This is a genomic window from Humiphilus diazotrophicus, assembly GCF_059726315.1.
The window spans coordinates 318,992-345,612 of the sequence record NZ_AP040869.1 but is presented as its reverse complement, the minus strand read 5'-3'; the positions used below and the strand labels follow the sequence as shown (position 1 = coordinate 345,612).

Sequence of the window (26,621 nt, the reverse complement as noted above, 5' to 3'; positions counted from 1 at the left end):
TTTTCGCTATTCCGGGATCGAGGTTTTTGCGGGGTGATCCTTGTCCGGTGGCGGTGGCAGGGGTGCCAGTTTTTCATATCCCCGTTGCCCATCTGGACCGATAGGACCTGGTCCGGGCTGGAGATGTGGGGCATCGACGTTATCTTCCGAGCAGGAATACTCTTTGACCTGTTGCTCGGGACGACCCAGCAGCCAAGTCCTCTGGTAGTGAATCGGCGCGGTATAAAACTTCGGGTCTATGATGGTCAGCTCAAGATGTAGATGTCCTATGTCTGGCCGCGTCCATCGTTCGATCGTGTGCAGTTCGTCGCTATGAGGATTGGCATTTTCATCTGCCCATGTTCGAGCGTCCTTAAACGCTATTGAATCGATTACAAATGTATCGCCCTCCCAGCTGCCGATCTCCTCTCCAAAAAAGGATGGATCAGGGTCTTCTGTGTGTTTGCGGCCATCGGAAGGAATCAGCCTGTAGGTCGTATACCAGTAGAGAAATACCGTATGATCAGCGCCCTGTAATAACTGGAATGGAAGCGCGCTGGCGTCGTGTCGCGGAATGCCTCCGACGATGCACAAGCTTTCTGGATCGATTGTGTGCTCGATGTTGTATTTCAGTGCTGCCTCGCCAGCCGGAGTAAAAGGCAATTTATATCCAGGCAGGTCTTTTCCGATGTTGCCCACTGGCTTGTCTTTGCTTGATGGCATCCAATAGCCCGAGAGATCGGGATGGCCTTGCGAGGTGCGTGGAGCCGGGCCCTTAGGCAGATCCTCTTCTTTCCTTGAAAAAATTGAGAGGGCCGATTCGAGTTCGGAATTTCCAGTTTTATTGCCGGAAGAAGATGACGATTGAGATGACGTGGTTTGGGCATAGGGAAGTCTTCCCGCTGCGAAGAAGCTCAGTAGAAGAAAAATAACGGCGGGGAAGCGCCTACTAAAAAAATCGCACATCACAAAAGCCTTTCTAATCACAGGTAACGGCTCCATCCCTCTAGGGAAGCTACAGGGAGACCTCGAAGAGTTAGCCTAAGCGAACAACGAATCAATATTGAAAAAATCGATGTGAGTCATACGCCGCGTCTGCAGAGACTAAAGGACAGCGGTGATCTCGATGCGTACGGCGAGATGGAAGGAGCTACAACAACCTGTACGCGAGGAGAGAAACATGGCAGTACACTACTTCAAGTTTTTCGAATGGTCAAGATTCTTGACACATATATCCAGGTGGGATACATTCCGGCTATGTTTATTCGCCTGCATGCCGGTTGTTGTCTCCTGCCCTTTCTTGGCGTGGACAGGCATAGCGTGAGCGCGGGATTCTAATCGGTACGACCGATCTCCAGATTCTAGATTTACTCTCGAAGCCTGCTTCCAGCCAAAGCGCTGCGGCAGGCATTTCCTTTTCTTGCGATGAAATTCTGTTATGACCTTTGGAGGATCAATGAAAGTTAACCCTCTCGCGATTCTTGCAATTCTCATTCTGGGTACAGCTTTGCCTGCATTTGCTCATCATTCCTTTGCCGCGGAGTTTGATGGCAATAAGCCAGTAAGACTTGTTGGAAAGATTACCCGAGTCGAGTGGACAAACCCGCATTCCTATTTCTACGTCGATGTTTTGGACGACAAGGGAAAGGCCACGAATTGGGGCTGTGAAGGGGCCAATCCTGCTGCGTTCACGCGGCGAGGATGGAAAAAGAGTGACCTGAAATTAGGAGACACCATCGTTGTCGATGGATACCGTGCGAAAGATGGGTCTCATCTTGTCGATGCCCGTCGTGTCACTTTTCCTGACGGGCGCAGTGTTTATGGTGGAACGCCTGGGGATGGCGGTCCAGGAGACACGTCCGGGCAGAAGTAGGAGTATCGAGGCCACAAGGAAATTCATTGCATATGATCTTCACCCCCTCAGTCCCGCAGCTTTTTCAGTCAATTAACGACTCGCACTTCGGCACCTATTTGCGTGAATCGGAATGGGCCTTTCCCATCGTTGAGACCATTCATGTCCTCAGCATCGCGCTGCTGGTAGGAACGATTTCCGTGCTCGACCTGCGTCTTCTCGGTCTTTTGTTTCGCAAGGAACGGGTGAGCACCGTTTCCCGGCAAGTAATTCCTCTGACACTAACAGGTGTGGTAATTGCCTTTAGCAGCGGGCTGCTCCTTTTCTGGGCGGAGGCGGCGAAATCCTATGGCAATCCGATATTCCGGATCAAGCTCATTCTGCTTCTATTGGTCGGCATCAATCCATTGATCTACTACCGCACGATTTATCGCAAAATCGAAGCCTGGGATAGCTCTATTCATCCACCCTTTCCCGCTAAGATTGCCGGAGGCGTTTCTCTCACATTTTGGGCTGCGATCATAACCGCCGGTAGAGTGATTGCTTATTACAACTGAGGCCAGTTTCTCATGTTATTCCTGGGTATCTTTCAATGGCTGAATCACTCGGCGGTCGGCGTCTATATGCAAAAGTCGCAATGGGCCTTTGCCGTCGTTGAGACCTTTCATTTGCTTGCTCTCGCAGCTCTCGGCGGAGGAGTCTTGTTGATCGATTTGAGTTTGCTGGGGATACCTCGCCGGTGGTCTCCGCGCACTATCTTTGAGGAGCTATATCTGTATTGGCTTGCCAGCTTTGTCACGATGGCTGTTACTGGAGTCCTGATGGTCAGCGAAGAGGCAATGAAATGTTATTACAGTCAAGGGTTTCGCGCTAAAATGATTGCCCTTTTGCTGGCCATCGCAGTGTCGTTTCCGCTGCACCGCGCGGCTAGTCGTCTCCAGGACAGTCAAACGCCTCTGTGGCTGAAGAGTGGAGCTGTTCTTTCGCTAGCGCTTTGGCTTAGTGTCGGATTGGCCGGAAGAGCAATTGGATTCCTGTGAAATAGCTATATGAAATCGAGGGTCATATGTATCTCGGTCTTGACATGCCAACTGCTTCACGATACCGTCAAGCAATGAATGCTCCGCACACGCAACGGCATTGTTGTCGCATCGATCACAACGGTGCGGTGTGCGGATACTATTATTGATCTCAGTTAACGGGCACACTTCGCACCCTGCTTGAGGTGGGCCTGTTCCAGAGTCGACTCCTTCCTCGGCAAACTGTCTATTTCATTCCCTGATCATGATTTAGGTCCGTCAGGAAGAGATATTCATCTGCCAGAGTTGCGATCTCCGTTAGTCCCGCCCATCTATACCCAGATCAGAAGCTCTCAAGAGTGCATAGATCCGCATACGAGAGTTTTGCAACAGAAACAGGTTCTGTTCCCGCATGTTTGAGTAAATCTCTCCTAACTCACCGTAAGTGTGGAATGAACCGGAATTCGCATCAGTTTGGAGGTACAGCGATGATGGATTACAGATGGATCACACGGCAAGCGACCATGTTGTTTTTATCGGTGCTCTTCAGCCTGGCGGTGTATGGACAAACATTTCGAGGCGGTATTAGCGGCACAGTGACCGATGTCTCAGGCGGTCTTGTGCCTGGAGCTTTAGTGAAGATCTCTGAAGATGCCACGGACATTGCGCACGCTGTTGTTACTTCAAGTGCGGGAGAGTTCGCCCTGAAGGATCTTCCTCCCGGACGCTATACAGTGACGGTTACAGCTAGTGGATTCCAATCAACAACCGTACAAGGAATTCAGGTTTCGGCTGGAATTGTAGTCGGACTCCCAGTCAAACTTTCTGTTGCCCAGGAATTGACTACGGTTAATGTAACCGCTACGGCACTTGCTCTCGACACCGAAAGTACAACACAGTCGAACGTCCTCAGCAGTCAGGTCCAAGATGTACCGATTGGCGGGCGTGACTTTCTGCAGCTCACAGCCTTACAGCCTGGTTTCGCAGGCTATCAGAATGCTGCTATCGGTTCGGTCAATGGCGCTCGTCGCAATGGAATCAATTACCAGATCGACGGGACAGACAACAATGATCTCTGGCATAACATCCCCGCCGTCAACCAGGGTGGAGTTGCCGGGATAGCGGGAAGTGAACTTCCTATTGATGCAATCGAAGAGTATTCGTTGCAAACGCAGGCATCTCCCGAGAGTGGACGAAATCCAGGCGGCTCCGTGAATCTGGTTGTGAAATCAGGGACGAACAAGCTGCATGGTTCGGCATACTATTACAATCGCAACGAAGCCTTGGCTGCTGCTTCTCCGTTTCTCCCGTTAGGAGTGAACAAGCCGGAGAACCGCAGTGAAAATCGCGGGATTACTGTTGGTGGCCCGATCTTTCCCAATCGAACATTTTTCTTTGTGGCATTTGAATATCAAAAGTTCAATATTAATCCGGGGGTCGGGGCGACTGAGCCGGGATCGGGATATCAAGCTTTGGCTCGTCAGCTATTAGCCGCGAATAATATCACGGAGAATCCCGTCTCGACTGCATTGCTAAATAATCTCTGGTCTGCTCCAGCACGGGCTGCAGCAGCGGCGTCTCCAAATAATTTTTATACACCTGATAATGAATTCGGATTTAGCTATAACTGGCTGGTGAAATTTGATCACCACATTAACCAGAATCATGATCTTTCGGTTCGCTGGTTTGCCGGACAGGGAAACCAGACCGCGCCGGTTGGCTCTTATCAGAAGCCCTACTATCAGATTGCGCCGCTCCACGTGCAAAACTATTCGGTGATTCTGAACTCTATTGTGAAGCCAACCCTGACAAATCAATTGCAATTAGGAGTCAGCTACTTTAACCAGACCTTCAATGATCTGAGCAGTAGCCAGAACATAGCCAATTGGGGGCTTGTGACTAGTTCACAGTTCCTGGGTGCGCCAAATATCAATATAGGCAGCTTTGATTATGTGGGCGCAACTTCTCCTTCCGGACGCAGCGATCTCACTGGGCATGTGACAGATGCAATCACCTGGACTATCGGCAAGCATCAGATACGTGCTGGTGGAGAGTACCGCAGGGCACAGGTGGATGATTTTTATTTCACGAATGCGCGAGGGACCATCAATTTTAGTGGTTCGGTCGGTCCTTGGGCGTCAACAAACAGTATTAACGGTAGCCCGGTGGACACATACTCCCGCTCACTTGCGGACTTTCTTGCGGGCTATTCCAACTCCTCTTCGATTCAGCAGGGAAATGCCGAGCGATGGATTTATGTCGATACCTTCTCTCTCTTTGCGCAGGATAGCTTGAGGGTGAAACCTAATCTTTCCATCAACTATGGTCTGCGCTATGACTACACCGGTCCGCTATATAACGACGACAAGAACTTGTCGGTCTTTTCCCATGCGTTAAGCCGGCCCGTTTTTCTGGGCAAAGGATTGGATAGCCTCTATCCTCGTCAGTGGACAAACCTGAGCCCTCGTGTCGGATTCAATTACCAGCCCGGAGGGAAAGCCGATCTTGTCCTTCGCGGTGGCTATGGTATTTTCTTCGACACCCCGAATTTGACACCATTCCTGTCAAATAGCACGACGAACAACGGTGCCGTCGGAGTACATGCCAATCCGGGTGGCGCCGATCCTGTTCAGGCGGTCTCGCAGGGAGCCAAGGCAATTGCTTCGGGATCGAACTTCTTTGCAAATGCGTCTACAGCCAGCGTGCTGAGCCTGTTCTCCGTGGCCCAGGAGTTCCATACTCCGTATACCTACAACTATTACGTGCAACTGGAAAAGGGCCTGGGAGGCAGGGCTGTCTTCCAGATTGGATACGTCGGATCCGGTTCGCGACACCAGATCAGTTTGTTGGATATTAATGCGGCGAAACCTAATTTGGCCGGATCGGTCGTGCAATCTTCACGCCCCTATCACAACAGCAACAGCTATACAGGCGTTTCGAGCAAAACAGATTGGGGAGCGATTAACGAAGTAAGTACCATTGGTACCGCAAATTACAACTCTCTTCAGATCTCCTTGAGGACCTCCGACTGGCATGGGATCACGACATCGACAGGTTACACGTGGTCTCACAATCTCGATGAAATGACTCAGTACCGCGGCACGTATGCATTACCGCAGAGCAGCTCCAACTTCAAAGCGAACTATGGCAATTCCGATTATGACGAGCGCAATAATTTCACCGGAGTGATTAGCTACGCTTTGCCCAAATTCTCGCGAGGACCTCATCTGCTAAATCAGGGGTGGCAACTGAATAGCTTGTTCAGCTTCCATGGCGGACAGCCGTTTACGATTCGTACCCGTACCCTCGATACATCCGGCACAGGAGATCGAGCGCAGTTCGCGAATGTTTCAGGAGATCCCTTTGCTGGTGTATCTCATGTCGTCCATAAGGCTACCACTGCAGGATCAACTCCCTACGTGCAGTGGCTCAATGCTTCGGCTTTCTCCCTCCCGGCGGGAGGTACTTTCGGCAATCAGAGGCGTAATCAGTACTTTGCTCCTGGGTACAAGGATATTGATTTGTCGGTTTTCAAGAACACACCTATTACCGAACGAGTCACCGCTCAACTTCGCTTTGAGTTATATAACATTGCGAATTTCACCAACCTGGCTTCTCCAAGTGCTACCTATTCCAGTTCCGGAAGCTTCGGGAGGGCTTCTTCAACAATTGGAGCCTCTAATTCCGCTCCGGGCATTGGACCGGGCGAACCTTTCAATACTCAGATAGCCTTAAAAATCCTTTTCTAGAAAAAACACAAGCAATCGAGTTGGGCAAAACGACTCGGTTGCTTGTGCGTCTATCAAACGGAGGATGCCTGGGAGGGTGCCACGCGAAAGTTCTCTCTATCTTGATTCGTCATTGTTCTCCATTAAGACGATCTTCCCTTATCGGAAGAATGAATGGAGGAGAAGGCTTCACTCCAGGCAGACTTCAGCGTATTCTGTCTTTCCGACAATCTGAAGGTGCTAGATACCGTGCTACAGCAAACATCGCATTTTGAGCCGATCTCAAGCGAGATGGTAGCGCGCATGCAAATGCCACAGTAAATCAATCCGGTCGACGGAGAGGTCCATGCCAGGCGTGCAATTGTTCGACTACGGTTGCTGACAATGACGTATGTGTGATGTTCCATCATAACCTGAGTGCTATTTGACAGGCTGCATTAAGACCCTAGCTCCGCAGTACTACGTTGTCTTTCGAATCATCACGGAAGATAACGAAGATATCGCTGTGAAGCTTCTGAGTTGACCGCCAGTTTCCCAGCATCTTCCGGACGTTTACTCGGAAAGGGGTTGTCTGGAAAAAGAAGGGCCTGATATCGCCCTTTCTGTGCGAGCGCCGTGTGAAGCAAGGCGGTTCCAACTCCGGCAGCTCCGATCGAATAGCCCGTTTCGGCGGAAACCTCCCAAGGTTTCACTCGGGTCCAGGCTTGATACCAGCGGATGCCCTTGTTGTCCAGATTGCTCTGACGGCTCAATGCCTGGCTGATTACGCGATTCGCGAATCTGTAGTACTCCTGCTTTCCTGTTGCTGCCCAGAGGCCTAGGAAGAAATCTGTCACACCGGCAGAACCGCAGCATTGGCAAACGACATTCCAGAATCCTGGAGTCTGGTTCTCCGGAATATTGCTATTGATTACACCGCGTGCCAGCTTTTCGGTCCAGTCAAGGTAATCTGGCTCCTTCGTTATTTTGTAAAGCTCATAGAAAAGACGCGCTGTCCCCGCCGGACCGTGGCAGAACCCCAGATAGTAGAGATCGGTGAGGTCAGGGAAACGGTAGGAGATTAAAGCCCCATCTCCTCGGACCGTTGCGATCTTTTGAAGATGCAAGGCCCCCTGTCTTGCCGCATCTAAAAAGCCAGGATGTGCTGTTTCCTCGTGAAGCCGTGCCAGAACAAAAGAAACTCCTGCTGTCCCTAATTCAAAATTGGGGAAATACGTTTCCGTGGCAAGCCCCAGAGCCTCGGATGGAGCTCCCCTCCAACTGAGTCCTCCTGCTGGATGAGGCGATGCGATCTCCAGCAGATGCAGGCCACCCCTCTCGGCAAGCTTGAGATAGGCATCATCTCTAAAAGCATTTGCTGCATATAGCAAATAAAGAAGGATGCCGCCGTCACCGATTACTCCTGGAGCAGTAGACCATGCGACGCCGGTTCCCGCAGGGTGAGCCGCCTGGGCGATGTACTGTGTAGCTGTAATTGCTGCGTCTCTATATTGCTCTGCGCCGGTTACCCTCCATGTTTCAGCCAGTACGAAGGCCAGACCGGCTAGTCCGTTATAGAACGAAAGGTTGAGACCTGGAATACGCTCTTTTTCCGACAACACGTGGCGCCATGTGGATAGAAGAAAATCTGCGCCACGTTTTGCATCTTCGAAATAGCCTGAATCGTTAGTGGCTTGTGCTAGTTGCAGAAAGAAAAGAATAATTCCGCCACTCCCACTGTAAATTCCATTTATAGGGGAAACGGTGGTGAGCTTTTCCGGATGATCGGGCTCCGGAAGCCAATAGCTGCCGTGGTCAGTCTTCTTTTCGGCTGTTCGAATCCAGCGAGCTGTTTCAATTGCCGCCTGCTGAAAATCCGGAACCCCTTCTGGGTTCAGTACACGCGAATTCGATGATTCCCCCCAGCCCGATAATGAGGGAGCCGCGATTACGGCTATAGAGCTGTTTCTGAGAAAAAGACGGCGCGAGATTTTCGTGGATAGGTTTTGCGAAGGAATATGCACGTATTGTCCCCATTCTGCATGGTGTAGTGTCCGGTTACATGTCTTGATTGCAACGATTAGGAATGCAGGGTGTACATCGCTGTTCTTCGCAATGTCGGGAAAAAAGTCGATGGTCGAGAGCAGGCATATCCTTATGCTCCAGCAGGATGAGAGAAGACACTGGCTGTTACTGATTAAGCTTGCATATTTGCCAATATCCGCAAATGGTTATTGGAGATATGAGTAAAGGAGCGGCAGACTAGCCTCGGGAAGAGGAACAACAGGCGAATCGAGTGGGGATCGAGAAGGCCATGTACTCTATCGAGAAGTTAGCTCAGCTTTCGAATTTATGCAAGTTTCCCTTGCGAGTAAGCCGACATCAGTGACAGTAAGTCAGGTCGTCAGTGAAAGAAGTGACATCTGGCTATTTGCAAGATTCCATCAATCACCTTGATTCCGCTCCCAGTTCGCAACCACAGAAGAAATGTGTCTCGCGCAATTCCCTTGCATCATCGACTCAGATTAGGTTAACGTAATTCATCAAACGATGTTGAAGCCTGCCACATCTCGCCTTCATTGTTGTCCCCACCTCGGGTAAGCCCTCTCGTATTCCATTTATTTCGTAGCTGCTCGCACTCGGATGAAGAGTCTTAATTCTTTCATGCTTGTGCTACGTGCTTAACGCATCGTTATATCGCCTCGAATGCAGAACCTTCGTGACAGGTAGCAATAAAGGAGAAGTGAATTGATCAGCGTAAAACGTTCATTCAGCATACTGGTTGCCGCTGTAGCCTTCACACTACCCTCATTCACATCCTGGGCTGAAACAATTAACCTCAAAGCGGATTTGAGGGCCTCTTCGGAAGTGCCTCCAAAAGAAAGTGCAGGAGCCGGAACTCTTACGGGAACCTTGGATACAGAGACTCATGAATTTAGCTACCGTATTGAATTCAGTGGACTGACGGGGCCAGTAGTGGGTGCCCATTTCCATGGGCCTGCCGCAGAAGGGGAGAATGCAAAACCTCAGCTCCTAATTAAGATAAGCCCTATCTCGAGTCCAATTGAAGGCAAGGCTAGCCTCACACCAGAGCAGACCAAGGATCTGCTCGATGGTAAGTGGTACTTCAACCTGCATACATCTGCGAATGCGGGTGGGGAAATCCGAGGACAGGTTCTGAAGTCAGAGTAGTGTTTTGAAGTTGGAGTGCGATGAATTCTACTTTGCGTTCTGTCGCCGATGTTTTGTAATTCCGAACGACTACAATTCCGAGTTTCTTGTGTTCCGCGCGCAAGCTATGAAAAGAAGAACCATCAACCGGAGATTTCTCATACCGATTTTACTGGTTAGCATCCCGTCTGATTTTGCACGGCCGTTGACGTCGCAGAATCTGGCTACAAAATCCGGCAATGAAGCCATTCCGAATCAGAAAATTTCCAATCGTAGACCGACTAATCTGAAGGTTTTACCCAAGGACATTTCTCCAGAGGAGCTCAACCGGGTGATGCATGGCTACGAACGGGGGCTTGGAGTTCCCTGTGCATACTGTCACGAGGAAGATCCTCAAACCAGGCAGATTGATTTTGCGTCCGACGAGAATCCGATTAAGCAAACAGCGCGGTTAATGATCTCGATGACTAATGACCTCAATACAAAGTATCTTGGTCAACTCGGAGACCGCCGTTACGCCGAGCCTCTGACCTGCGGAAATTGTCATCAGGGTCAGGTAAGCCCGCCTGTATTTGGTTCGAAAGAAGCTCGTTAAGCCAAGGGGGGAAGGATGAATCATGCAATTGCTTAGGATTCGTTGCCTGGTGCTGTTTCATTCCTACGCGATCGGTAGTTCACCTCTCCGTGCCGATTGAAATTACTGTGGATGCGGGCGCCTAGGGTAATGTTTGGGAAACAGTGGCGAACGATATTTGCATCTTTGCTGCCTGACGAGAATCAAAAGCACCAAGGATCGCGTCTTGGGATAGAAGAGACGTATGTTTCGGGCCTGTACCAATTTTTGGGGTTTGACAAAGAACAAGGTCAAAGGTAGATTCGCTCCTATATGGCTAGTGTTTCCACAATATGTTGTTGTTCGCCACTGATCTTTCCTGGCGAATGGGAAGCTACGTGCCTCGATTGAGCAATTGATCCTTGCGGATCTCAATAGCGAATCGAAAACCCGCTCGCCAAGCCGGCTGGAGCGGGTTTTTCATTGGAAAGCATTCTTTTCCTGCAAAATCCGCACACCAACGCAGATGAGATGGGAGCCCTTGAAGACCGATGTCCTGTCTCAGTTATAAACATCTCTGTTTGAGGATGATCTTTGACCGTGAGAATTCACGATCTAATTCGAACTGCAATGCTATTCATAAAGCGTGTGCTCAGGTTACGGGGATGGGCTGATGAAAGCAGGGAAGGCAGCTTGCTAGCGTGGCTCTTCCAGGAAGGTGCGCGCAAAGTTGCGATCGTGGTCGTATTCGTCACGTGCAGTGCTCTCATCTGGTTTGCTGCGAGGGCATGGGGCCAAATCGCGGTGCGAAATCAAGGATATATTCCGTACAGTGATGCGCCGATTAATTATCGCTCCAATGAGCTGAGTGACCCTGTTGCGAAGCTGCAGAGAAAACTCAATGATGGCAAGGTAGCGCTTCAGTACGAACCGGGGCACGGCTACTTGAGATCGGTATTGAATCTATTGAGGGTCCCTGTAGACTCGCAGACGCTGGTGTTCTCTAAGACCAGCTTCCAGTATAAGAAGATATCTCCGGAACATCCCCGGGCGCTCTACTTCAATGACGATGTCTATGTCGGCTCTGTCCATGAGGGCAAAGCCATAGAAGTGATCTCCTTCGATCCAATGCAGGGTGCAATTTTCTATCTGTTGGATGAGCAGAAGGTTGATCATCCAACTTTCCGACGAGCTGAGTTGGACTGCACTCAGTGCCACATTGCCAGCGGAACACGAGGAGTCCCCGGAGTGTTATTACGCTCGATTTATCCCACGGATATTGGGACGCAGGCCCAAGGAAGCAGATCCTTTATCACCGACCAGAATAGTCCCTTCTCGGAGCGTTGGGGTGGGTGGTATGTAACTGGAAAGCTCAGTCACCAGCAACACATGGGGAACGCTATTGTCGATGGCAGGTTGGCAACGAGTGATTCGGACCAGGTGGCGATTAGTAAGTTGGTGGAACTGTCGAAATCCTTTGATGCTTCAGCCTATCTAACCACGGGCAGTGATGTGGTCGCGCATCTGGTATTGGCGCATCAGACTCAGATGCACAACCTGATCACCTTGACAAACTACAAGACCAGGGTTGCTCTCTATGCGGAAGCGACGAAAAACAAAGATTCGACACAGGTTAAGAGCGAGATTTTATCGGAGAACACGAGGCAACAGTTAGAGCGTCCGGCGGAACAGCTGATACGCTATATGCTTTTCGTCGATGAGGCTCCGCTGTCGGACTCTGGAGAAAGAAGGATTGAGGGCTCGCCTTCCTTCGTTGAGGAATTTACAGCCAGGGGTATTCGAGATCCCAAAGGTCGCTCCCTTCGAGACTTCGATCTAGGGAAGAGAATATTCCGTTATCCATGCAGCTATCTGATCTATTCGGAATCTTTCGACGCCTTGCCCGAACCGGCCAAAAGTTATGTTTACCATCGGCTTCTGGAAGTTCTCACAGGAAAAGATCAGAGTTCCGATTTTGCCAGACTATCAGCTGAAGATCGGAAGTCAATCTTGGAGATATTGCTAACCACAAAATCGGGTCTACCTGAGGAGTGGAGAGAGTATGCGCGATCGAAGCACATACGAACGGCAACAAAAGCTTCCCACCGAGCAGTAAAACAAAGCGGAGAGTAAAGAAACACCAAACGGAGGTCAAATGAGAGCCATACCAAAAAGTGTCGGCATCGCGCTCGTCCTTGCGAGCTTCGGTGCAGCGAGTTTCGGTGTTATTGCTGTAGCGCAAACCAACGGAGCAGAGTCGATAACAGGTCGCTGGGATGCCAGCCTGGAGAATCATGGAACAAAGATTCCCTTCAGGCTCGATATCTCGGGTTCCGGCCAAACATTGAAGGGCACGTTTTACAACGGATTTGAGCCATACGATGGCACGACAAGCGCTACCTTCCAGGATGGAAAACTCGTTCTGAATGTCGAACACTATCTCACTACGATCACAGCCTCGTTGAAAGATGGTCGGTTAGTTGGAACAGTTGTTTCACGGTCACGAGGCTCCGGAGCACAATATGATTTCGAAGCAACTCGTCATGCGGAATCTCCCGTCAGTACCGCAGGTATCCCCTCCATTGCAGGCTCCTGGATCATTCCGTTGGATAGTCCAAGTGCAAAGGGAGAAAAAGCTTTTCGTTTTATTGTCAAACAGCGCGGCGCTGAAGTTGCCGCATCCATTCTGAGAGTCGATGGGGATACTGGAGCGTATAGTGGCACGTATAAAGACGGCAAGTGGATATTGAGCCACTACGACGGATCGCGCCCGGGCGCTATCGCGGTCACATTGACGGCGGATGGCACTCTGGAGATTCTTCAGAATAGCAATCGAAGCAGACAAACCGTAGCTGCATCAAATACGAACTCTACCAGTTACCAGACCACGAGCGCTGGTGTGTCCGGCAGTAAAGAGTATTCGGAAACATCGGCTGATAGTCGTTATGCAGAGAAATTGATCGCGTACCGCCAAGAGGTTGCAGCGGCCAAAAATCTGCCGCAGCCGGAGAATTATGAGACTCATACCACCATCCGTGATCCGAAGGAAAAATTCACTTTCAACTTTCCGGACGTGAATGGAAAGTTGATCTCCAGTGAAGATCCAAGATTTAAGGGAAAGGTTGTGCTTGCCGTTGTGACGGGAACCTGGTGCCCTAACTGCCACGATGAAGCGCAATATCTCGTTCAACTGGACAAGAAATATCGAGATAAAGGACTGGCCATCGTCGCTCTCGACTTCGAAGAACCCGAACAGCAGAGTGGTTTGGAACGAGAGCGTGCTTTCGTGGAAAAGTATCGTGTGAGGTATACCTACCTGATTGCAGGAGCGCCAGAAGAGATGTGGGAAAAGGTTCCTCAGGCCGTGAATCTCAATACCTGGCCGGCAACTATCTTCGTGGGGCGGGATGGCCTGGTGAAGGGAATTCATTCCGGCTTTGCCTCTCCAGCCAGCGGAGAGTTTAACCGCCAACTTCAAGAAGAGTTCACATCGAAAATCGAGAGACTCTTGGCGGAGCCCTCGAACACGCAAGCGACTGCTACAGCTACGAATACGACGAAGCCGTCCCTGTAGAGGAGATATTTAGCCGAAGCTTACGGTGTACTTTCCTGGTCAGAGTTCTGATCAGGAGAGTACATCTTCACGATATCTCTTCCGGGAAGGAAGAACTGGAGCCATGTTGCGCTAAAGATAGTGATGAACTCAGATCAAGCGACTAATGCAAAACCAGCGTAGGTGTATCTCGAGCCACAACTCCCTACGCAGGTTTTCCGTCAAGAAAACCTGCACTTCGCCGAATTTGGATAGGACATAGTAACGCTGGTTTTGCTCTAATGCCAAGTTGATTTACCAAATGTTCCTGAGTCAGCCGCGTACCTTCAGCGAGTGTTCCGTCAAGCAACCGTTCTTTGATGGTGCGATAGGTGAGCTCCGCCAGATTCGGGATGTTTGTCAGTTTTTCATATGCGAAGCGAATGGCAAAGACAAATGGAGTCGAGGTTGTTAGTTTCTGCCATTTGCGTCAAAAGAAAAAGTTTGTTTTCTCGCAGACCTTGTGTATATTACATATCACACGTATGAAGAGCACACTTCAACTCGCTGATGACCGCCTGGTACAGCGGTGCTGTTGTTGCTTCATACTTGCAAGCTGTAGCTAATCTCTCTTTTCCTTCTCGACAATCAGGATGTAGTGGAGTCGAAGCGACTATCTGGCTTTGGAACCGCTCAATACGGTTCCCAGCCGACTCATTTCTTTTGATAGTTGAGTCCGAGCTTTAGGCGTACTCGCTGTAATGATGTGTCATTCACAAACCAGTAGGTTTGCATGCGTATTTTACTGATATCTGATATATCACAGCGCAACTTATGGATTTAGAGGACTTTATGAGGAAGCTCATTGCTTTATTTCTGTTCCTACTTTCAGCAGCCACTGCACCACTCTTTGCCCAGAAACGCATCACTTCGCCCGAAGTAGCCTTTGGATTCAAGCCGGGCACAGATCGTAAGCTGGCGGATTGGAGAGAACTAACTGCTTATTTCAAAAAACTCAGCACCGAATCCGATCGAATTCGGTATGAAGAAGTGGGCAAGACAACTGAAGGGCGGCCATTCGTTACTATTACAATCTCCGCTCCTGAAAATCTTGCACACCTGGCGCACTATCAAGACATCCAGAAAAAGCTCTCGGATCCTCGAACCACAGCTCCTGAAGAAGCCAGGAAACTCATTGCCGAAGGAAAGACCATTCTGGTGGTCACTTGCAACATTCACTCCACCGAAATAGCAAGTTCTCAGAGCGCTACTGAATTTGCCTACCAATTGGCGACTGGAGACACGACACGCATTCGCTCTATCCTGCATAACGTCATCATCGTATTGGTTCCCTCGCTTAACCCAGACGGACAGCAGTTGGTTGTCGATTGGTACAAGAAGTACCTTGGCTCGCCCTATGAGGGGAGCAGTCCTGTCGTGCTTTGGCATCATTACGTGGGACATGACGACAATCGCGACTGGAGTTCTTTCACGCAGGTGGAAACCCGTCTTGCGGTTGAAAAGGTCATCAATCCATGGCACCCGCAGATTCTTTATGACATTCATCAGATGGGGTCCAATGGGCCTCGTATCTATTTGCCTCCCTGGGTGGATCCCATCGATCCCAATGTAGATCCGATTCTAGTCGAGTCCATGAACGCTTTAGGAATAAATACTGCTCTTGAACTTGGGCAGACCGGCAAGCAAGGAGTGCTGGTTCACGGGGTGTATGACTTCTGGTCCCCGCTGCGTGACTACATTGGGCATCACAATGGATTACGCGTGCTGACGGAATCCGCAAGCGTCGACATCGCTACGCCGGTAAATATACCGTTCGAGAAGCTGGACCGTGGCATCGGATATGACGCGAAGGTAGCTACATGGAACTTTCCCGATCCATGGAAGGGTGGTGTCTGGCGCCTGGGCGACATCGTCAACTATCAGATAGATGCCTTCTTTTCGATTGCCAATAACGCAGCTGAGTTTCGCGAGCGCTATCTGAGCAATTTCTATCAGGTTGGAGTTCGTGCCGTGAGTCGGAAGGGCGGTCCGACTGCCTATATCATCTCTGACGAACAGGCGGATTCCGCGACGACTGCAAGACTCATTAATATCCTCCGCATCGGTGATGTTGAGGTGGAGAGAGCGACATCTGGCTTCGAGGCGGATGGTAAGCACTATGCGAGCGGAAGCTACATCGTGAATCTCGCACAGCCCTACGGAGGTTTTGCTAAGGCATTGCTCGAAATTCAGAAATATCCGAATATTCCTGAATATCCTGGAGGTCCACTACAACGGCCCTACGATGTTACAGCACAAACACTGCCGTTGCTCTTGGGTGTAACTGCCGTCCCCGTGAACGACAAGATTACCATTGCGAGCAGTAAGGTGGATGTTGCCAAAGCTCCTGCAGGCCATTTCGAGAAGGCGCCGAGTGCCGACGGGTATTTCATTTCTGACAAAACCAACAGTAGCCTCTATGCACTGTTCGCCCTCTTATCCAAAGGAGTTCAGGCATATCGCCTTACCGGCAGTGGTTTCGAGCCCGGAACGATTTATATTCCACGACAAGAGGACATCGATTCGAAGCTCGAAACGATTGCGGACAAATTTCCCGTTGACATTCGCGCTGCGGAGACCGCTCCGACTGGAACTGCGTTGCTTGTACATCTGCCGCGAATCGGGCTCTATCAGAGCTGGATTCCCTCAATGGATGAAGGCTGGACACGTTGGATCTTCGATCAGAACGGTATTCCCTATACGAGACTGCGCGATGTAGACATTCGTAAAGGCGATCTAAATCAACGTTTTGACGTTGTCATGATTCCAGATAATTCTGCCGGCGCGATTACTTCGGGCAAGAGAGGTTTTGGAAGAGAGGGTGCAGCTGTTTCTAGGAGCAGAACCGGAGATAACAGAAGCGCTGGTCAGAGAAAGGATGCTGCGGCCAAGGCTCAAGAAGATCATGCCTCTCCATCAGATGATTCCGAGGTTGGCCCACAAACGCCGCCAGAATTCAAAGGAGGATTGGGAGAAGAAGGACTGGCGAGTCTCAGGGCCTTTGCAGAGGCGGGCGGTACGATCATCACATTAAACAGGGCCTCGGAGGTTTATACGGAAAAGAACGATGGCAGGGTTGTAAATGCGCTCGACGGAGTTGATCGAAACGCATTTTATATTCCCGGTTCTATCTTGCAAGTGACTGTCGATCCAACTAACCCTATTGCCTTTGGAGCAGCTCCAACTGTTCCGATCTTCTATGAGAATGGTCCAACATTCCGGGCCAACGGGGATGCTCGTTCCGTCGCTTTCTTCAACACAGATAAACCGCTTCTCAGCGGATGGATACTCGGCGGACAGTTTCTCAAAGGAACATCTGTTATCGCTGAGGAACCGCTGGGCAAAGGTCGTATTGTTCTTTTCGGCTTCCGTCCTCAATATCGTGCGCAGTCTGAGATAACCTACAAGTTCCTCTTCAACGCGCTGCTTTATTCCAGTTCGAAGTCAGATGTGTTGGGGGTGCATTCAACACAGGTCCTGCACGCAGCCGTCCATCAAAAAGGAGCAGAATGATGCTTCCTGATTGCACAAAGTTCTGTCGATGTTGCCTCCAAGCCTGAAATTCGCCTGAATCCAAAGAATGCTCGAGGCAGACAGCCTAATAAGAGCTGTGGGCTTAGTGCGTCCTGTTATCGAGCAACTCTTCAAGTAGTTGTTGGCGAACTTGATTGGAGATCTCATGCGCAACAAATTGAACCATCATTCTCCCTTTCCACGATTTCGATTTCCTTGGGAATTAGCTGTTCTTGTAATTCTCTTCGGATCATTGATGTTCTCTCAAAGCACCGTGCTTGCTCAGACCAGCGCCGATGGCACAATTCACGGACATGTCGCTGATCCCTCCGGTGCAGCCTTAGTCGGACTTGAGGTTATTGCTCACAGTTCCACTGTCGGTGGAACCTTCAAAGCTGTCAGTGACAGCGAGGGGAACTATCGTCTGACAGAATTGCCTCCGGGCGCAGACTATGTGGTTGAGGTAAGCACATCGGGCTTTGACAAGTTCGTTCGAACCGGTCTGGTGGTCCGGGCAGGGCTCAATGTGACGGTTGATATTGGACTTAACGTAGGATCGCAGGCACAGACGGTCGAAGTCTCAGGGGATGCTCCTCTGATCGATACGCAGAGCGCCGAACAAGCTACCAATCTAAGCGGAGAATTGCTACGCAATGTCCCAATTACCGGCCGACACGACTGGTCCGATTCTCTGCAACTCACACCAGGAATCATTAGTGCGTCAAGCGATGCACAGGGCGGTCAGACATATTTCCTGCGAGGCTCTGAGAACGAAAACCATGCCACGCTCCTGGACGGCATGGACATCGGCAGCTTCGGACAGAACTGGCCATCAAACACAATCAGTATAGCGAATGAATCTCTCGGCGACATTCAGATCAAAACTGGAGCGAATGAAGCTTCTTCCCCGGCCGCCATGGGAATGGTTATCAATCTGGCGAGCCCTGTGGGAAGTGATCGATACCATGGTTCGCTGGTATATCTGATCGGTCCGGCTTCGTTTAATGGCAATAACGTCCCAGGAGGGAACGCAGCCGCGTCCGCTACACAACAACCCGATTTCTCTTTCGGAGGTCCTATCAAGAAGGAGCGCGCATGGTTCTTCGTTTCCGGCCGCTATATTCATCGCAATGATGGAATCAGCCAGACAAGCACACAGACTGCGTACCTTCAACAGATTGATCCGGGCTTTCACTCATTCCCTAATGAGTCGCGGGGCTTCGTTTTTCTCGCCAACAGTTCCGTGCAGCTATCTGCCCGTCATCGTCTAATGGGAATCGTGCAGTATGACAGTCGCAAGCAGAATGCGAATTACCAGTGGTATGCAAGCAATATTGCGAAGAATCAATATGGCGGAGGAGCTTACGGTCTTCGCCTGATCTCACAATGGACACCGCGTTTGAGTACACGTTTCCTTGTGTCCTACAATAATAAAGGAACGAACAGCAGCTTAAGTGCGATTGGCGGTGTTGGAACTAGGCCGGAGCTGGACGTTTATCTTTCATACGCTGCCTCTGCCGGCAAACTCGTTGGTCAGGGCTCCTCGCTTGCCACTCTCAACAATCTATCCTCTGTATCGGTAAGTCCCGCACAAAAGCCTACGCTTACCGGGGATGTGAGCTACTACATTGCCAATGCATGGGGATCTCATGAATTGGTTGCTGGTTTTTATCTGGAACCTCATGAGCTTTATAAGAGCACAACATACTATGCCAATAATGGTGGAGTTATCCAGCAAGATGCAGTTCTCGTTAACCCCAACAATCCGTCTCAGGGATACAAGGTGTTCCATGCGCAGTCTGTCAACGGCACTCTGAAAAATCTGGCAAGCTATATAGGAGCTAACGACTATGCTTGGTATATTCAAGACCGTTGGCATCCCATTCCTCGTTTATCAATCACAGCAGGATTGCGCCCGGACTGGATTTCAGGGAGAGACGAGCAGTTTAAGGTCACAACGCAACATTCATGGAACTATGCACCGCGAATTGGCGGAGCTTTCATTCTTACGAAGAACCAGAAGAATGTAGTCCGTGCGAGCTGGACCAAGATCACTGACATCACTAACGAAAGCTATCTTGGAACAGCGGCTACCAGCACTGTGACCACGACAGATACCTACTACAATCCGGACGGCAGTCTGTACGGCAAACCGATTACCACGCCAGGCAGTACCTCTAGTTTTCTTGGAAAGACATTTGACCGAAATCGTCATCAGGGATATGTGAAAGAGTGGTTGGTCGGATATCGCACCCAACTGCCAGGCGAGGTTGTCATCGATGCAAGCTATATCCACCGCGAATACCGAGACCGCCCGGCACAGGTGGATACCAATCAGATCTACACGACTACTTCCAGCGGGACGGTGTGGAGCGGCCTCGTCAACCCAGCGCTCAACAATACCTATTATGTGACAAATAACAAATGGAATTGGTTCGTTTATCAGGGAGTCGAGATTACCGTAAGCAAGCAGACGCGGCAACTGCAGCTCTTCGGTACCTATTCCTATTCCCCTGACCACCTGGCCGGAACCTTTCAACCCAATGATCCAACAGCGATTATTGAACCTACAAAGTTCGCCAACAACGCGGGGATTGGCTCTGTACGGGGCAACGTCACAAACGATTGGACAGGCGACACGCGGAATAGAATGTGGCAGCGACATCAATCTCGTACTGGTGTCACCTGGAGAGTGCCGTGGGGAGTTCGGCTATCGAGCACCGTTACCGCACAATCCGGAACTCCCGGCGGTCCGGTGATCACAACATTGACGGCGCTGGGAACTCCTTACTCGGGCCAATACGGCCCATCTACGCTCACGATCAGCGGACGTACCGTCTCAAACCCTCTGGCCACGACTTACCGCTTTAAATACGTAAATCGCGGCACTGGACAAATATGGTGCCCGTGGCTGATTCAATGGAATGCCCTTGTCGGGCGGGAATTCAGAATTAACGACAGGCAAACAGTAGAGGCGGATCTGAATATCTACAACCTGGCAAATAATGGTGCCGGACAACAATTCGTCAACGGCAACAATGCGGCATCGGCAACCTTTGGCCAGTTGCAGAATGTGCAGCTTCCACGTTCTGCACAAATCAGTCTGCGTTATCACTTTTAAAGTATTAGGGGAAAATCATGAACTATCTTCGCCCAATATTCCATTGTCTTCCAATTGCGGCTTTACTTCTGGTAGTTGCATTCCAGGCAGAGGCGCAAGCACAGGAAGGACATCTGACCCTTCAAGACATCCTTTCGGTTGAGCCAGTCAGTGAATTCGCACTTTCGCCCGACGGCAAGACAGTTGCTCTTTCACGTTCAAGACAGATTGTTCTGTTGCCTGCTGAAGGAGGGTGGCCCGTATCGCTTACGAGTACGGAGGGAACCAAGGCTGGACTTGTGTGGTCTCCGGATGGCAAGCATATCGCATATTCCAGCCAGGGCAGCATTTGGGTCGTCTCTACGTCTGGAGGAGCCCCGCGCCGTCTTACGGATGCTCCGGCAGGTGGCGGCGATCCACGACAGGCGACTGATCGTTTCCCTCTCTGGTCTCCTGATGGTCATTGGATACTCTTCCAGAGTGGAAGACGCGGAATCAACAGCTTGCTCGTAGTCAGTGCCGATGGAAATACCACCAGTTTTCTAACCGGTGCAAAGGAAGATGCCGAAGATGGCCGGTGGTCTCCCAAAGGGGATGAGATCGTTTACGTTACCCGAAAGAAGGAGTACTTCAGTGGTCGCCTTAATCTCCTGAAGTTTGATCGACACACCGGCCAGCCTATTGGAGAGCCGTTTCCACTCTATACTGCGCCAGTCGATCGTGGTGGTGGGTGGGCTATTCGAGGTGCTGTCTGGTCGCCTGATGGCAAAATACTTGCTACCGTTCTCCAAAACTCGGGTTGGAAACACATCTATCTCCTCTCCGCGAAGGGTGGCGAACCAAAACAGATTACGGATGGTCCCTTCGAGGATGAAGATCCCACCTTCTCTCCCGATGGGAAGAGCCTCTCATTTATTTCCAACCGTGGACTGCTTGAGGCAAACAATCTCTGGGTCATTCCGGCCAACGGTGGGGAGGCACGACAAGTTGCGAAATTTGCCGTGCCAGGCATCGTCTCTCAGCCGCAATGGGCGCCGGACAGCAAGAGCATCTACTTTAATCGCCAGTCTCCCGTGGAAATAGCTGAGCTCATGGTGCAGAACCTTGGTTCTACAGTGCCGAAGTATCTAACCCACGTTACGCCGAAGAACTTCTCGGCTGCGGCTCAGGCCCCTGAACGTGTGACTTGGCAAAGCAAGGACGGTAAAGAGATCGTCGGCCTTCTCTTTACACCACGCGGTACGAAGCCAGACGCAAAACTTCCTGCTATTGTCTGGGTGCATGGTGGCCCCGAGGGCCAGGACGATTTCCGTGCCGATGTGTGGGCACAATATCTTTCGCAGTCCGGATATGTAGTGCTTGAGCCGAACTATCGCGGCAGCAGTGGATACGGCGAAGCCTTCCGGAATCTCAATGTTGAAGACTCCAATGGAGGCGAAGTCGATGATGTGGCTACTGGAGCTCAATACCTTGTGAGCAGGGGACTGGCCGATCCAGCCCGTCTGGCGATCGGGGGAGGAAGTCACGGCGGCACAATGACGGCCTACATGGTAGTGCACTATCCAGAGTTGTTCGCCGCGGCGATCGAACTCTATGGTGTCGTTGACCGGCAACTTTTCGTGGAACGCACAAATCCACCCTCAGCGACACGCTGGATGATGAAGATGGGTGGAGCGCCGAACGAGAAACCTGAAGTTTATCGTCGTGCGAATGTCTTGTTGCAGATTGATAAAGTGAAGACTCCTCTTTTGGTGATGCACGGAGAGAACGATCCCCAGGTGCCACCAGCAAACTCTGCGCTATTCGTGAAGGCTCTGCGGGAACATCACAAGACGGTTTTCTACTTTACCTACCCGGGCGAGCTTCATGGGTTTTCGCAACCGGCTCATCGTCTGGATGCCTGGCAGAGAGAGCTGGCTTTCCTTCAGCAATACATCAACCCCAAGTATGGGACGACGACAACTTCAACGGAAGAAGTGGTCTTTACCGGATCCGATAAGCAGGTCAACTCCCACAATAGTGACAATTAGCAGCTGAGGCGCTCGCCTTCCGGGATAGTAGTCGTGGCATGCGTTTGCACTGCCACGATAACCAGCGCTTTCTGCTTTGTCGAACGTAATCATCACTTCTGAGGTATCGGGTACTCCCGCAAATTCAATACAAAATGGCTAATATCTCTTACTTCGAATGCTCCCGCTGCAATAAAAAATTTCAACCTGACGCGACTCCAACTGTGTGTGCGAACTGTGCAGGAGCACTTTATGTTCGTTATGACTTCTCAGCTGTAGATATCAATGCGCGGAAGTCTGTTGCTGAAAGTATGAATAATCGTCACTGGCCTGGAATGTGGCGGTATCGAGATGTCCTGCCTTCAGTCGAACCGGTGACCCTCGGTGAGGGTTGGACGCCGATGCTGCCAAGTAGACGATATGCGAATGTCTTCCTGAAGGAGGAAGGAGCCAATCCGACAGGCACTTTCAAGGCTCGCGGACTGTCGATGGCAATAAGTATGCTTCGCTCTTATGGTGTAAGGAAGGTCGCCGTTCCTTCGGCGGGCAACGCTGGCGGAGCTGTTGCAGCTTATGCAGCGGCTGCAGGAATTGAGGCACATATATTCATGCCGAAGGACGTGCCGCTGGCCAATCAAGTGGAGTGTATTGCCTATGGTGCGCACGTCACTCTTGTGGATGGCCTGATCTCTGATTGTGCGCGCATCATTGGGGAAAGAAAGCACAACGAAGGCTGGTTCGATCTCTCGACACTGAAAGAGCCATTCCGGGTGGAGGGAAAGAAAACCATGGGCTATGAACTCGTAGAGCAGCTTGATTGGGAGTATCCCGATGCTGTCTTTTATCCAACCGGTGGAGGTGTTGGGCTGATTGGAATGTGGAAGGCCTTCGAGGAGATGGAAGACCTGGGGTGGGTAAAAGGTAAGCGTCCCAAGATGATTGCCGTACAAGCTGCCGGATGCGCGCCCATCGCAAAGGCTTTTAACGAAGGCACAAGTGAGAGCGAGATGTTCAAGGATGCAGCCACCTTTGCTTCAGGACTTCGCGTACCCAAGCCCTACGGTGACTACATCATCCTGGACGAAGTTCGAAAGTCTTGTGGCACTGTGGTTGCTCTGACCGATCGGGAATTACTCACGTCGCTCCGCGATTGGGCCTCCAAAGAGGGCATCCTGCTCTCGCCGGAAGGCGCAGCCTCTACAGCGGCATACGATCATCTAATTAAAACTGGATTTCTTAAGCGATCTGATCGAGTTGTACTTTTTAATACCGGGTCGGGGAATAAATATGCTGATGTTCTGGCGAGATCTCTCGGCTTGTTGAAATAACAGACCAATTTTAACTGGAGCCGGGGGCAATAAGGATAGCTGCGCAAGCTATCACCCTAAAGTTACACCCTCGCCATCATTAGTCCTGGAGAAGTTTCCATTCTCCCAGGCTGCGGCGTCGCGCAAGGCAGGGTCGAGGTACGGCTTACTCTCACCAGGCTCCAGTTTGGTCGCTCTGCATTTGTGGCGCTTCAATTTTTCAGCGCCAGCAGCACGTCGGAAATAAGGTCGTCGATATGTTCCAGTCCTACACTGAGGCGGACTAAGCCATCGGTAATGCCCCGCAGGTCACGGATCTCCCGGGGAATGCTTGCGTGTGTCATAGTAGCGGGATGGCAGCACAGAGACTCTACGCCGCCGAGGCTTTCAGCCAGCGAAAACACTCGTAGTCTGGTACAGAATCGCCTAGCTGCATCAAGGCCACCTTCTAATTCCAGGCTTAACATTCCTCCGAAACCCTTCATCTGCCGGATTGCATGTTCGTGGCCTGGGTGAGAGGGCAAGCCAGGATAAAGCACTCTCCGGATGCCGGCAACATCCTGCAGCGCGTGCGCCAGATGCTCAGCATTTTTACAGTGCCTCTCGATGCGGACAGCAAGCGTCTTGATCCCTCGCTGTATCAGATAGCAGTCAAATGGGCCCGGTACAGCGCCTCGTGCATTCTGCAGGAAGCGAACTCGTTCCAGTTGATCGGCAGTTCGAGCAATAACGGCGCCTCCGATCACGTCGGAATGACCACCCAGGTACTTTGTCGTACTGTGCACCACAAAATCTGCACCGAGTTCAATCGGACGCTGAAGAGCTGGCGTTGCGAAAGTGTTGTCAACTACCGTTAGAAGTCCATGACGGGAAGCCCATGCACTGAGTGTTGCTATATCGACGATGTCGAGCAATGGGTTTGTCGGGCTTTCCAACCAGAGAAGGCGCGGCTCTTTGAGAGCATGAATGGCTTGTTCAAATGAGGATGGCGCACCGGATTCTGCGAAAGCCACTTCGATGCCTTGAGGCTTGAACACCTTGTCTAGAAGACGGTATGTGCCCCCATAAAGGTCATGAGACGCCACAACTCCGTCACCTGATTGCAGAGTGTCCAGTATGGCGGCACAAGCCGCTAGCCCTGAAGCAAAGGCAGCGCAGTCCTCCCCGCCTTCGAGCGAGGCAAGACAGGCTTCCAGTCCGGCACGAGTAGGATTATTGCTACGTGCATAATCGTAGCCACGAGTTTCACCAGGTGCAAGCTGGGTATAGGTGGAACTCAGATAGAGCGGCGGAATGGTAGCTCCGGTCGATGGGTCAGGATCCTGCCCGGTATGAATCGCGCGCGTCTCAAATTTCATGATCTACCCCCAGTGATTCAGATTTTGTTTTGCCTGTTTGTTCGTAGAACTGCATTAGATCAGCCCTGGTAATCAAGCCGGCGAGACGACCCTCCTTGACTACCACCACCGCCTGATTCCCCGCCAGTAAGAGACGATAGATCTCCTGAAGTAGCACCGAAATCTCCACCTCTGGCATGGGCCGCGCCATTACTTGGCGAACCGAAGCGCTCCGCGGATTAAGACCGCTGTGGAGCGCGTGCACAATCGTAATTTCTTGAACAGCGCCGATGATTCTGCCGTTCTCAATTACAGGCATCTGCGAAATTCCAAGTTGGCGGAATATATCCGCGGCCTGCTGCAGCGAATTGTCCGGCAGAAGGCTGACGAGCTTTCCCTCACGTCCAAGCACCTGCAAAAGATCCCCTGCCGTCGTCTGCTCCGGCGCTACTTCCAGATATCCATTTTTTGCCATCCACGCATCGTCATACATTTTGCTTAGGTAGTTTCGGCCGGTATCAGGGCAAAGCACGACGATGAGGTCCTCAGGTTTACACCGCTGAGCATAGCGGAAAGCCGCTGTGAGCGAAGTACCGCTTGAGCCGCCCAACAAGAGGCCCTCTTGACGGGCAACTCGGCGGGCAGAGATAAACGAATCCGCATCGCTCACGCGAATCCACTCGTCCACCACTTGCGCGTTCAGAGTATTCGGAACAAAGTCTTCTCCGATTCCTTCCACTCTCCAGGAACCTGGAGTTCCACCACTCAGGATTGAACCTTCGATGTCGGCACCGATAACGCGCACAACAGGATTGCGTTCTTTCAGATACCGGCCTACGCCGCTGATTGTTCCACCTGTTCCAGCTGCGGCGACAAAGACTGTGACGCGTCCTCCAGTCTGTTCCCAAATCTCGGGGCCAGTCTGTTCGTAGTGTGCCTGTGGATTTTCAAGATTTGAGAACTGACCCGCACGCCAGGCTCCCTTAATCTCCCGTGTGAGACGGTCCGCAACTCCGTTGTAACTCTCCGGCGAGTCCGGTGGCACGTTCGTCGGCGTGATGACAACCTCCGCGCCGTAAGCTCGTAGTAAGCGCACTTTGTCTTCGCTCATCTTGTCCGGAAGTACGAAGATACAGCGGTAGCCACGAACCGCTCCCACAAGCGCCAGCCCCAGACCTGTATTTCCCGCAGTAGCCTCGATAATCGTGCCGCCCGGTTTCAGTGAACCTTTCCGTTCTGCAGCCAAGATCATGTTTACGGCGACACGGTCCTTGACGCTTCCACCTGGATTGAATGATTCCACTTTTGCGCAGATGGCTGGCGTCAGGTGTTCTACGGAGCGATGGAGACGGATAAGTGGTGTATGACCAATGGCCTCAAGGATGTTGTCCTGAATTTCGCTGTGATGGTCGTCTATTGGTTCGCACATGGTATCCCTCGAATTCTTTTTCCTTGCATTTCACGGTGTCTGATTTGCCTTGC

17 protein-coding genes are annotated in these 26,621 nt (G+C 51.1%); 13 read left to right on the top strand and 4 right to left on the bottom strand.

Annotated features, from left to right (window positions below; all coding sequences use genetic code 11):
* Positions 1–6: 6 nt before the first annotated feature.
* Positions 7–966 (bottom strand): hypothetical protein, encoded by a 960-nt coding sequence (locus AC6I7T_RS01140; protein ID WP_497787926.1) that lies wholly within the window; start codon positions 964–966, stop codon positions 7–9.
* A gap of 90 nt (positions 967–1,056) precedes the next feature.
* On the opposite strand from AC6I7T_RS01140, the gene AC6I7T_RS01135 reads away from it, so the two are divergent.
* The 5 genes from AC6I7T_RS01135 to AC6I7T_RS01115 all read left to right on the top strand — a co-directional run bounded on the left by AC6I7T_RS01135 (position 1,057) and on the right by AC6I7T_RS01115 (position 6,599).
* Positions 1,057–1,317: a hypothetical protein gene (locus AC6I7T_RS01135; protein ID WP_497787925.1), complete on the top strand. Its 261-nt coding sequence runs from the start codon at positions 1,057–1,059 to the stop codon at positions 1,315–1,317.
* A 118-nt stretch (positions 1,318–1,435) separates the two neighbouring features.
* Positions 1,436–1,852 carry a DUF6152 family protein gene (locus tag AC6I7T_RS01130; protein WP_497787923.1) on the top strand — a complete coding sequence of 139 codons (417 nt, stop codon included), beginning with the start codon at positions 1,436–1,438 and terminating at the stop codon, positions 1,850–1,852.
* A 32-nt stretch (positions 1,853–1,884) separates the two neighbouring features.
* Positions 1,885–2,388 carry a DUF6644 family protein gene (locus AC6I7T_RS01125; protein WP_497787922.1) on the top strand — a complete coding sequence of 168 codons (504 nt, stop codon included), beginning with the start codon at positions 1,885–1,887 and terminating at the stop codon, positions 2,386–2,388.
* Between the two features lie 12 nt (positions 2,389–2,400).
* Positions 2,401–2,871, top strand: coding sequence for a DUF6644 family protein (locus tag AC6I7T_RS01120; RefSeq protein ID WP_497787920.1), 471 nt, complete (start codon positions 2,401–2,403; stop codon positions 2,869–2,871).
* Between the two features lie 467 nt (positions 2,872–3,338).
* Positions 3,339–6,599 carry a TonB-dependent receptor gene (locus AC6I7T_RS01115; protein WP_497787918.1) on the top strand — a complete coding sequence of 1,087 codons (3,261 nt, stop codon included), beginning with the start codon at positions 3,339–3,341 and terminating at the stop codon, positions 6,597–6,599.
* 458 nt (positions 6,600–7,057) lie between these two features.
* Here the strand turns inward: AC6I7T_RS01115 and AC6I7T_RS01110 are convergent, their stop codons facing one another.
* Positions 7,058–8,581 (bottom strand): lanthionine synthetase LanC family protein, encoded by a 1,524-nt coding sequence (locus tag AC6I7T_RS01110; protein ID WP_497787916.1) that lies wholly within the window; start codon positions 8,579–8,581, stop codon positions 7,058–7,060.
* A gap of 724 nt (positions 8,582–9,305) precedes the next feature.
* Between AC6I7T_RS01110 and AC6I7T_RS01105 the strand changes: the two genes are divergently transcribed.
* The 8 genes from AC6I7T_RS01105 to AC6I7T_RS01070 all read left to right on the top strand — a co-directional run bounded on the left by AC6I7T_RS01105 (position 9,306) and on the right by AC6I7T_RS01070 (position 23,823).
* Entirely contained in the window at positions 9,306–9,749 is a 444-nt protein-coding gene (locus AC6I7T_RS01105; RefSeq protein ID WP_497787915.1) for a CHRD domain-containing protein, read from the top strand.
* A gap of 184 nt (positions 9,750–9,933) precedes the next feature.
* Positions 9,934–10,323, top strand: coding sequence for a c-type cytochrome (locus AC6I7T_RS01100; RefSeq protein WP_497787913.1), 390 nt, complete (start codon positions 9,934–9,936; stop codon positions 10,321–10,323).
* 588 nt (positions 10,324–10,911) lie between these two features.
* Complete coding sequence (locus tag AC6I7T_RS01095) at positions 10,912–12,414, top strand: hypothetical protein (RefSeq protein ID WP_497787911.1); 1,503 nt, start codon at positions 10,912–10,914, stop codon at positions 12,412–12,414.
* A gap of 22 nt (positions 12,415–12,436) precedes the next feature.
* Positions 12,437–13,855: a peroxiredoxin family protein gene (locus AC6I7T_RS01090; RefSeq protein WP_497787910.1), complete on the top strand. Its 1,419-nt coding sequence runs from the start codon at positions 12,437–12,439 to the stop codon at positions 13,853–13,855.
* Between the two features lie 810 nt (positions 13,856–14,665).
* The gene (locus tag AC6I7T_RS01085; RefSeq protein WP_497787908.1) at positions 14,666–17,386 is read left to right on the top strand and encodes a M14 family metallopeptidase; all 2,721 of its coding nucleotides are present in this window, start codon (positions 14,666–14,668) and stop codon (positions 17,384–17,386) included.
* Between the two features lie 166 nt (positions 17,387–17,552).
* Positions 17,553–20,507 carry a TonB-dependent receptor gene (locus tag AC6I7T_RS01080; protein ID WP_497787907.1) on the top strand — a complete coding sequence of 985 codons (2,955 nt, stop codon included), beginning with the start codon at positions 17,553–17,555 and terminating at the stop codon, positions 20,505–20,507.
* A gap of 17 nt (positions 20,508–20,524) precedes the next feature.
* Positions 20,525–22,516, top strand: a complete 1,992-nt coding sequence (locus AC6I7T_RS01075) for a S9 family peptidase (RefSeq protein WP_497787906.1) — start codon at positions 20,525–20,527, stop codon at positions 22,514–22,516.
* 134 nt (positions 22,517–22,650) lie between these two features.
* A complete protein-coding gene (locus tag AC6I7T_RS01070; RefSeq protein WP_497787904.1) occupies positions 22,651–23,823 on the top strand; it encodes a threonine synthase in 1,173 nt (390 codons plus the stop codon).
* A gap of 191 nt (positions 23,824–24,014) precedes the next feature.
* On the opposite strand, the gene AC6I7T_RS01065 is transcribed toward AC6I7T_RS01070, so the two are convergent.
* Entirely contained in the window at positions 24,015–25,160 is a 1,146-nt protein-coding gene (locus tag AC6I7T_RS01065) for a trans-sulfuration enzyme family protein (RefSeq protein WP_497787903.1), read from the bottom strand.
* Positions 25,150–26,568, bottom strand: a complete 1,419-nt coding sequence (locus AC6I7T_RS01060) for a cystathionine beta-synthase (RefSeq protein ID WP_497787902.1) — start codon at positions 26,566–26,568, stop codon at positions 25,150–25,152. Before AC6I7T_RS01060 ends, AC6I7T_RS01065 begins: the two co-directional genes overlap by 11 nt.
* Positions 26,569–26,621 lie beyond the last annotated feature (53 nt).